Origin of the sequence: Burkholderia sp. SIMBA_051 (assembly GCF_046534915.1) — a bacterium.
Lineage (GTDB): Bacteria > Pseudomonadota > Gammaproteobacteria > Burkholderiales > Burkholderiaceae > Burkholderia > Burkholderia ambifaria.
In genome coordinates this window covers 1-1,172 of the sequence record NZ_JAWRXS010000036.1, presented here as the reverse complement: position 1 = coordinate 1,172, position 1,172 = coordinate 1, and the positions used below count along the sequence as shown (strand labels likewise).

At 51.4% G+C, this 1,172-nt stretch carries 2 protein-coding genes and 1 pseudogene; all 3 read right to left on the bottom strand.

The features are described 5' to 3' along the window. The coding region (locus tag SB771_RS33405) for a porin (protein WP_410721844.1) at positions 1–226 on the bottom strand (226 nt) is incomplete at its 3' end. 9 nt (positions 227–235) lie between these two features. Beyond that, positions 236–933 (bottom strand): IS1-like element IS1A family transposase gene (locus SB771_RS33400; protein ID WP_103215986.1). Its coding sequence is split into 2 segments (ribosomal slippage): positions 236–684 and positions 684–933, totalling 699 coding nucleotides; the frame shifts between segments, so codons are not numbered across the junction. Between the two features lie 55 nt (positions 934–988). After that, a pseudogene (locus tag SB771_RS33395) lies at positions 989–1,172 on the bottom strand (porin); the annotation flags it as partial.

The following is a 1,172-nucleotide window of genomic DNA, read 5'->3' as shown; positions in this document are numbered from 1 at the left end:
TACCAAAAACGGTCATATTCTGAGTTTCAGAATATGTGGTAGCCAGATAGATATTGTTCGCATCATATTTCAGGCCTGCAGCCCATACTTCCGCATTTTTGCCGGAGGCATTGAATTTGCTCTTACCATAGGCGACCTGACCGTCAGTGCGATCTGATTTAGCATAGGTTGCACCCACGCCGAATCCTTCATACTCATAAGTAGTGGAGAAACCGAAACCGGTAATGACTCCAACTTATTGATAGTGTTTTATGTTCAGATAATGCCCGATGACTTTGTCATGCAGCTCCACCGATTTTGAGAACGACAGCGACTTCCGTCCCAGCCGTGCCAGGTGCTGCCTCAGATTCAGGTTATGCCGCTCAATTCGCTGCGTATATCGCTTGCTGATTACGTGCAGCTTTCCCTTCAGGCGGGATTCATACAGCGGCCAGCCATCCGTCATCCATATCACCACGTCAAAGGGTGACAGCAGGCTCATAAGACGCCCCAGCGTCGCCATAGTGCGTTCACCGAATACGTGCGCAACAACCGTCTTCCGGAGCCTGTCATACGCGTAAAACAGCCAGCGCTGGCGCGATTTAGCCCCGACATAGCCCCACTGTTCGTCCATTTCCGCGCAGACGATGACGTCACTGCCCGGCTGTATGCGCGAGGTTACCGACTGCGGCCTGAGTTTTTTAAGTGACGTAAAATCGTGTTGAGGCCAACGCCCATAATGCGGGCAGTTGCCCGGCATCCAACGCCATTCATGGCCATATCAATGATTTTCTGGTGCGTACCGGGTTGAGAAGCGGTGTAAGTGAACTGCAGTTGCCATGTTTTACGGCAGTGAGAGCAGAGATAGCGCTGATGTCCGGCGGTGCTTTTGCCGTTACGCACCACCCCGTCAGTAGCTGAACAGGAGGGACAGCTGATAGAAACAGAAGCCACTGGAGCACCTCAAAAACACCATCATACACTAAATCAGTAAGTTGGCAGCATCACCACCGAAACCATCACCATTGGCTTCAGTTACGTCAGTGCGGTCATTTTTACCCTGATACTGAGCAGCAAAGTTCAGGCCATCGACCAGACCAAAGAAGTCGTTGTTACGATAGGTTGCAACACCAGTGGTGCGACCAGTCATGAACACATCTGTTTGGGTCCAGGTATCGCCACCGAATTCTGGC